Origin of the sequence: Neisseria sp. Marseille-Q2251 (genome assembly GCF_940793045.1) — a bacterium.
Classification (GTDB): domain Bacteria; phylum Pseudomonadota; class Gammaproteobacteria; order Burkholderiales; family Neisseriaceae; genus Neisseria.
In genome coordinates this window covers 1-7339 of the sequence record NZ_CALNWV010000068.1, presented here as the reverse complement: position 1 = coordinate 7339, position 7339 = coordinate 1, and the positions used below count along the sequence as shown (strand labels likewise).

At 37.4% G+C, this 7339-nt stretch carries 7 protein-coding genes; all 7 read left to right on the top strand.

What is annotated here, in order from left to right; genetic code table 11:
- The first annotated feature begins 217 nt into the window (after positions 1 to 217).
- On the top strand, positions 218 to 1495 hold the full coding sequence (locus AAG834_RS13335; protein WP_003756643.1) for a site-specific integrase: 1278 nt from the start codon (positions 218 to 220) through the stop codon (positions 1493 to 1495).
- Positions 1485 to 2084, top strand: coding sequence for an integrase (locus AAG834_RS13330; RefSeq protein WP_342032410.1), 600 nt, complete (start codon positions 1485 to 1487; stop codon positions 2082 to 2084). The genes AAG834_RS13335 and AAG834_RS13330 overlap by 11 nt, the downstream gene beginning before the upstream one ends.
- On the top strand, positions 2081 to 2995 hold the full coding sequence (locus tag AAG834_RS13325; protein WP_342032409.1) for a site-specific integrase: 915 nt from the start codon (positions 2081 to 2083) through the stop codon (positions 2993 to 2995). The genes AAG834_RS13330 and AAG834_RS13325 overlap by 4 nt, the downstream gene beginning before the upstream one ends.
- A 2-nt stretch (positions 2996 to 2997) precedes the next feature.
- Positions 2998 to 5040 (top strand): integrase, encoded by a 2043-nt coding sequence (locus AAG834_RS13320; protein WP_342032408.1) that lies wholly within the window; start codon positions 2998 to 3000, stop codon positions 5038 to 5040.
- Between the two features lies 1 nt (position 5041).
- On the top strand, positions 5042 to 5452 hold the full coding sequence (locus AAG834_RS13315) for a hypothetical protein (protein ID WP_003756631.1): 411 nt from the start codon (positions 5042 to 5044) through the stop codon (positions 5450 to 5452).
- Positions 5453 to 6004: 552 nt separating this feature from the next.
- The gene (locus AAG834_RS13310) at positions 6005 to 6787 is read left to right on the top strand and encodes a hypothetical protein (protein ID WP_029609556.1); all 783 of its coding nucleotides are present in this window, start codon (positions 6005 to 6007) and stop codon (positions 6785 to 6787) included.
- A gap of 113 nt (positions 6788 to 6900) precedes the next feature.
- The coding region (locus AAG834_RS13305; protein WP_342032407.1) for a phosphoesterase at positions 6901 to 7339 on the top strand (439 nt) is incomplete at its 3' end.

Here is a 7339-nt window from a genome sequence, read left to right as displayed (position 1 = left end):
CCCGCCGCCAAGCTCCCGCCGCACCGGCAGCCCCTGTCGAGGACATCGACGACGATATTCCGTTCTGAATTCTGTATACTTGAATTTTGTAAAAAATAAATCATTAAAACCCAGAGAAACCTTATATAGCAAGGTTTCTCTTTTTTTACACATATTTTGACTTTTGTTATCTTCTTTGTTAGTATTTATATATATTAACTCTGTAAATTTAGTAGATATGTATAGACTAGAAACAATCCTGTTTTCAAATGGAGAACGCTTTTCCCTGTTAGTTAATGAGAAAACTGGTATACCTGATTTTTATTCAACCCTATGGGTAACAGTAGAACTACGTAATCAATCCGCAGTAAATACCATTAGAAATAAACTAGGAACCATACAATGGCTAATGAACTGGGAAAAAGAGAATAATCTTGTTATTAGTGATCTGATTCATAAAGAGATACTCTTAACAGAAAATCAATTAGAATCTCTTATTCAACATATGAGAATAAATGTAAAAAAGCAAAAAAATGTAATTAGTACAAAAAAAAGTGTGTCAATGAAAGGTCGAACTCAATTTATTGATATTTACTCGTCTGTATCCCTTAGTCACCAATATAATAGGCTAACAACACTTTCAGAATACATATTATTTCTATCTAAAGTAATAAGTGTATCTAACGAATATATCAAAAAATTAACAAAATTACTTACGCTAATTAAAGGAGTAAGACCTAAGAATCATAAAGCATTATCTATAAAACCAGAAAGTGAGTTACCCGATGGATTGTTAGATGAGTTTATGTCTATTGCGAACTTTTCAAACCCTAATAATCCGTTTCAAGATATCGGAATAAGAAAAAGAAACCATTTAATGTTTATCTTACTGAAAGAATTAGGAATTAGAAGAGGAGAACTATTATCACTTCAAATACCATTTATCGATATAGGGACTGCTAAACCATCGGTTACAATAAAGCGAACGCATGATGATAAATTTGACACAAGAAAAATTCAGGCAGTTAGTAAAACTAAAGAAAGGCGCTTGCCAATATCACAAAAGATAGCTCAACTACTTAATGATTATATTATGAATTATCGTTCTAAAGTTCCCAATGCGAATACACATCCATATTTGTTTGTAACTCATCGAAAAGGAAAAACTCAAGGGAGTCCAATTAGTACAAGTTCTTTTGACAACGTTATTGTACCAACGATGAAAAAGGTAGATCCAAGATTCTCTATTATTCATCCGCATATTTTTCGTCATGAATGGAACTTATATTTTTCACGAAAAGTAGATAAGAATAATAAAAATTTAAATCATGATTCTTCCCATAAAGATTTTATCTCCCCTGAAAAAGAGGCAAAAATAAGACAGCATCTCATGGGGCATACGTCAGAAAAATCAGGTAATTTCTATAATCAACGTTATATTAGAGAAAAAGCTAACAAGATATTATTAGAACTTCAAATTGAGTTTCAAAAAAAGGTTGATGATTATGAATCATAATAAAATTATTAGACAATCTAGAGATGGATATGTATTTGATGAAAACGAAAATTCTTGGCATATAAGCAAAGAAATAAAGATTAATTTTTCTAAACACATATTAGGAATTAATAAAAAAACATTAGAAGGGTTCAGAAAGACATTAGCAATATATGCCGAAAAATATTCAAGTTATCACGTATCTCACATGTACCAACAGTTCCAACGATTAGTAATTTCAACTAGATTAGAAAATATTAACGTGCCAATAATCTTGGATTGGAAAAATAAATTAGGAAAAGATCATGAATGGTATTTAGGTGCACTAAAAGGTTTTTTGCTCTCATGGCATGAGTATGGTTATTATGGAGTTGATGAATCAGTTGCATTGCTGCTAGAAAGCTTTACCTTGAGTGGAAACAACAAAGGTAAAGCGGTATTAATGAGATGCCCTTATACAGGTGCATTTACTGAAAATGAAATTTTGGCTTTAATGACGGAGCTGGCTAGACTTTGGAAAGAAGATCTTATTCCATTTGAAACATATACATATATTCACTTACTTCAAGCTACCGCGAGAAGACCTATTCAAATCCGCCTGAAGACTTGAAAAAGGAAATTTCTCAAGGAACATGGAATTATTTCCTAAATATCCCTAGGGCTAAAAAGAGAGGAGGGTTATTTAGAGGAACATTTAAAAAGCTTGCCATCACAGAGGATTTGTATTTAATTCTCTTAAACTTCATAGAATATCAATACAAAAAATTACTTAGTTTGGTTGATGAAGCATTTATATCAGATTATAAAATGAGATTACCAATGTTTATCGATTGGTATACTTTGAAAAGGAATATACAAAATAGGTGTTTTGATCTTTCATTATTAGATAAAGATATTTTTCATTACTCAACATCTTCATTAGAGAAAAACACATTACGAAAATTCTGTATTCATCAAAAAGCTGTTTCAGAGCGGACAGGTGAAATCATTCATGTTAATGCAAGACGTTTTCGTCATACAAGGGGAACTAACCTAGGGAGAAAAGGAGTTGGTGCAGCGATTATAGCAGAACTATTAGATCACTCAGATACACAAAATGTGAAAGTCTATACTGAAAATACAGCGGATACAGTGCAATATATTGATCGCGTTATGGGTGCTGAAATGGGAAAACTAGCCCAAGCATTTGTTGGCAGAATTATTTCTAATTTGAATGAAAGTGAGAGAGGATTTGATCCAACATCTTTAATAACTAATAACGGAGTAGATACTATAGGCGCATGTGGGACGAATGATTTTTGTATAACTGGTTATGAGACTTGTTATTTATGTCCTAAATTTAGACCTTTGGTTGATGGTCCACATCAACAAATATTAAATAAACTGTATAAAGAGAAAGAAGAACGTTTAAGAAGAACTAAAAGTATAGATTATGCATCTTCTAAGGATCGTATTATATTGGCTGTTGAATATGTTGTTCAAGCGTGTAATGAAATGAAAAAAAATATGGAGGCTCATTAATTATGAATAATACAATTTTTTTCCAAGTACATGAGAATCCAAAATCCAGTTTAGAAAATTTTATCACTTTCTGTAGAAACAAACTTACAGCTTTCGGAAGTGATTGTTGGGACAATAATCAATGGAGAGATACCTTTAATCTTCACAACATTCAAGTTCGTTTTTCCACAGATAGGGTTAAATCTACATCCTATCAATATGAGCCGTTATCTGAACCATTTATTGATTTTGCTAAAGCATACATTCGTTATGTTTACTCTCAGCAACCAGTTCGTCAATTATCACGGCATCTTGAGTCATTACGTATGGTTGAAATGGCTTTATACAATGTAAAAAACAATTGCGATATATTACAACTCGATAATTTAGTCATTAATGAAGTTGAAACCCTTGTATTGAAAAAATATAAAAAAGATACTGAATCAGTCAATAAATTAGGATATCAACTTGAGAAGTTATTTGATTTTTGTCGTGAAAATGGTATTACTCCAAATTTGTCTTTATGGAATAACCCATATAAACGTCCTAGAGATTTAACGATATTGCTTGATGAAAGAGGAAAAGAATACCGTTCAAGTAAAATGCCAACAGATGAAGAAATGATGTTGGTAGCCAAACTCTTTCATGATGCACCAAATTTAGATAAAGAAACTGAGTATTATACAGCAGTTATGGCTCTACTTATGGTTGCTCCATCTCGTTGTTCTGAGTTGATGTCTTTATCTGTTAATTGCTTAGAATGGGAAGAAGATAGCCTAGGAAATAAGCAATTAGGTATTCGATGGATACCTGCAAAAAATGGAAAAGAGGGTTTGAAATGGGTTCCTAGTAGCATGCAAGATGTGATTATTGAAGCAGTCAAACGTTTAACAGATATAGGAGCTTTAGCAAGAAAAGCAGCAAAGTTTGCGGAAGAAAATCCGAACACGGTAATGATATCACCAGATCAAGGTATGCAAGTATCCCATTATTTACCTCAAAAACCTTTAACTGAAATAGAAATAGGTAAGGTTTTAGAAATTAATGGAAAGCATGGGATTAAAACTAAGTGGTTTGAAAAGTTAATGAAAGAAAATAGTGGTGTTATAACTCCCAATGTTTTAGGGAAATACTTATACGAAAAATATACCTCAAAATTCAATTACTGGCCATATATTGATAAAAATAAAAACGTTAAAGCTTCTGAAGCCTTATTATTATTCAGAGAAAATGAATTTCATGATAATTTTCTCCCTAAAAAATTTTCTTTTATATTACCAACAGTAAATCTTATTAATGATAGATTCTGCTATTCTGATACACGCCCTAAAACATCATTATGGGAAAAGCATTGTATAACTACTTCGAAAGGAGAGTTTGTTAGATTGCTATCACACAATGCAAGGCATTGGTTAAGTACAAAAGCTGAGAGAGGTGGAATGGATGAATTAACTTTAGCGAACTGGGCAGGGAGGGCTAGAATTGCAGATAATAAGGCTTATGATCACAGGACAGAAGAAGAAAAAAGTGAAGCAGTTCGGAATTTACTTATTCCCGAGTATGCTTCACTTTTAGATAAAATTCATTTAAATCTTCCAGTAACCTATGAAGACTTAGGAAAAAATAGAATTGGAATTGCAACTATAACGGAAATAGGCATTTGTGAACATGATTATGCAATGTCGCCATGCTCTCGCCATGGGGATTGTGAAACATGTAAAGAACTCGTTTGTATTAAAGGATTAGAATCATCTTTAGAAATATTAAAGCTTAGAGAAATTCAACTTACAGAACAATTTAATAAAGCGAGAGAGCACCATAAATTAGGTGTTTTTGGTGCAGATCGGTGGATAAGTAATTTGGGATGGAGATTAACACATATAAAAACCAAAATTGCATTTTTAGAAAATCGGGAAATTCCAAATGGATCATTATTACGAATTCCTGATGAGTATGACCCTTCCCCAGTTAAATTAGCTTTACAGGAAAAAGGAATGGATATAGACATTCTAGAACCAGATACAGCTAAATTAGACAATGATTTGTATAGACTAATGGAGTTATAATATGCCCAAAATTCTTGTTACAGAAGAACGTTTAGAAGACATTATCATGTTAATTAAGACCTGGGAAGGTAAATTAACTTGGGAATTACTTTGCCACAAAGTTTCAGAATTATTAAATGTTAAAAGTATTGAAAGACAATCCCTAGCTAATTATTCAGATATACAAGGGGCATTTAGCAAACAAAAACATATACTTAAAGAAAAAGCAAAAGCTAACCCAGAACCGAATGTAACAATGGATTATCTGCAAAAGCAAGTTAAGAATTTAAAAGCTCAGGTACAACGTTTGGAAGAAATTAATGAGCGATATAAACAGCAATTTATTGTATGGCAATATAATGCATATATGCATGGTATGACCCAAGTTACTTTAAATAAGCCTCTTATTGCTGTTAACCGTCAACGTAGGTAATTTATAGGATGTAAGGTAAATTATTTTTACTATAGTAGTCTCTACAAAAGATCGTCTGAAAATCAATTTTCAGACAATCTCTTCACACCTATTAAACTTCTTGATGGGTAGAGTAGAAGACAATTTTCGTCAACATCTACTTCTTCCGGGCAGAGAGATACAGCAGTTTAATGGCGCGTCAAACACTATTATACTGAACTACTTTCCGCTCAAGCCCGCACCGCAGCTTGCAGCAGCCTCCACTAAATCTTAATTTTGTTAACAATATGGATTCGCTCAGCTTCGCTCACGTCTTGCCGGAGACAAGCACGCGGCCATGTATGCAAAAATTTAAGACTGCTGCATGATCATTAATCCCAAAGGTATTCCAAAAATAATTGTCCAAACTGGTTATCGGAACAGGAGCGCGATTGAAGTGTAACGCGAAATTTCAGGCAATCTGCATACCTCGCAATGACTGTGGCTGTCTAAACCCCGCCATTTCAGGAATGAACCATGCCCAACACCCCCATCTCATCCGAACATCCCCACGACAGCACCCTATCCCCCTGCATGCTCACCGACTGGACATTCACGTGCTACCACACGCCCGGTAAATCCGAGTATGCCGTGGTGTACGGCACAGTCGTCCAAGATGGTTCGGGACGTTTTACCGCAGGCAGCCGAATCCGCACCTCGCCCGTTACCCTATGGGCGGCACCGCTGGCTCATACGCACAACTCGGTATATTGCCTGCCGGAAGGTGCAGGTTGCTTTTGCGACCTGCCTGCAACCTTGCAGCCTGCCATCGACTGTTTGGGTATCGACCCTGCCGAAGCGGCCGTTATCCTGCAAAACGCCTTCATGCAGCCTGCACATACCTTGCCTGAAACCGCCTGTTTCGGCGTTCCGGTGATGCAGCCGGCAGGACAGGGCGATTGTCCGGTCGTCATGGAACGCCACATCGCCGAATTGCCGTTCTACCTGTTTTGGCGGGACAGCAGCATCGGTTCGGCCCAAAGCCTGATAGACGGACAAGCCGCCGTGTTTCTGCACGATTGGAACGCATTCTGCCGACGGTTTGTTCGTACCGGCAGACACCGCGGCCAAACCGGCCACACAGGCGACAAAGCCGCAGATGGCCAATACAGCTATTTCGGCCTGCCGATTGTGCATACGCCAGGACAAGACAATGCCCCTGCCGTACCGGAAGCCGACATCGCCAAACTACCGTTTTACACCTATTGGCACACCGCCTGCGCTTCCGATGTGCACCGGTTAGCAGACGGCAAACGCGTTGTGCCCCTTGCCGATTGGGAAGCCTTCTGCCAACGGTTGGTATTGACCGGCAGATAGGCGGGCAAAAAAAGTGCAGGCTGCTTTTTATCGCCCCAACTCCGTTTCAGACGACCTCTAAAGCAGCCTGCACCTTATTTTTCATTGTCAGATGACCAGAAACCGAGTATCCCATGCCTCAAACCTATTTCACAGCCGACTGGCACTTCTCCCATCCCAACATCGCCCGATACTGCCCGCAATTTCGCCTGCAAAGCGATAACGCCGACGAGTTGAACGAATACCTGATCGACTGCTGGAACCGCGTCGTTACCCCGCAAGACACTGTGTACAACCTCGGCGATGTCTGCTTTGCCAAAAAGCCCGCACACATCGAAGCCGTGCTGCAACGGCTTAACGGGCAACACCATTTGATTTACGGCAACCACGACTACCTGATTCGGCAAAACGAAGCACATTTCCTCAACACGCGCAAAGCCGACGGCCATCCGTTGCTCTCGTCCGCCAGCCATTACCTGCGGCTCAAACTGCCCGAAATCGGCAATACCGCGATTTTGTGCCACTATCCCTTATACGAATGGGACGGCATCCACCACGGCCTATACCACCTCT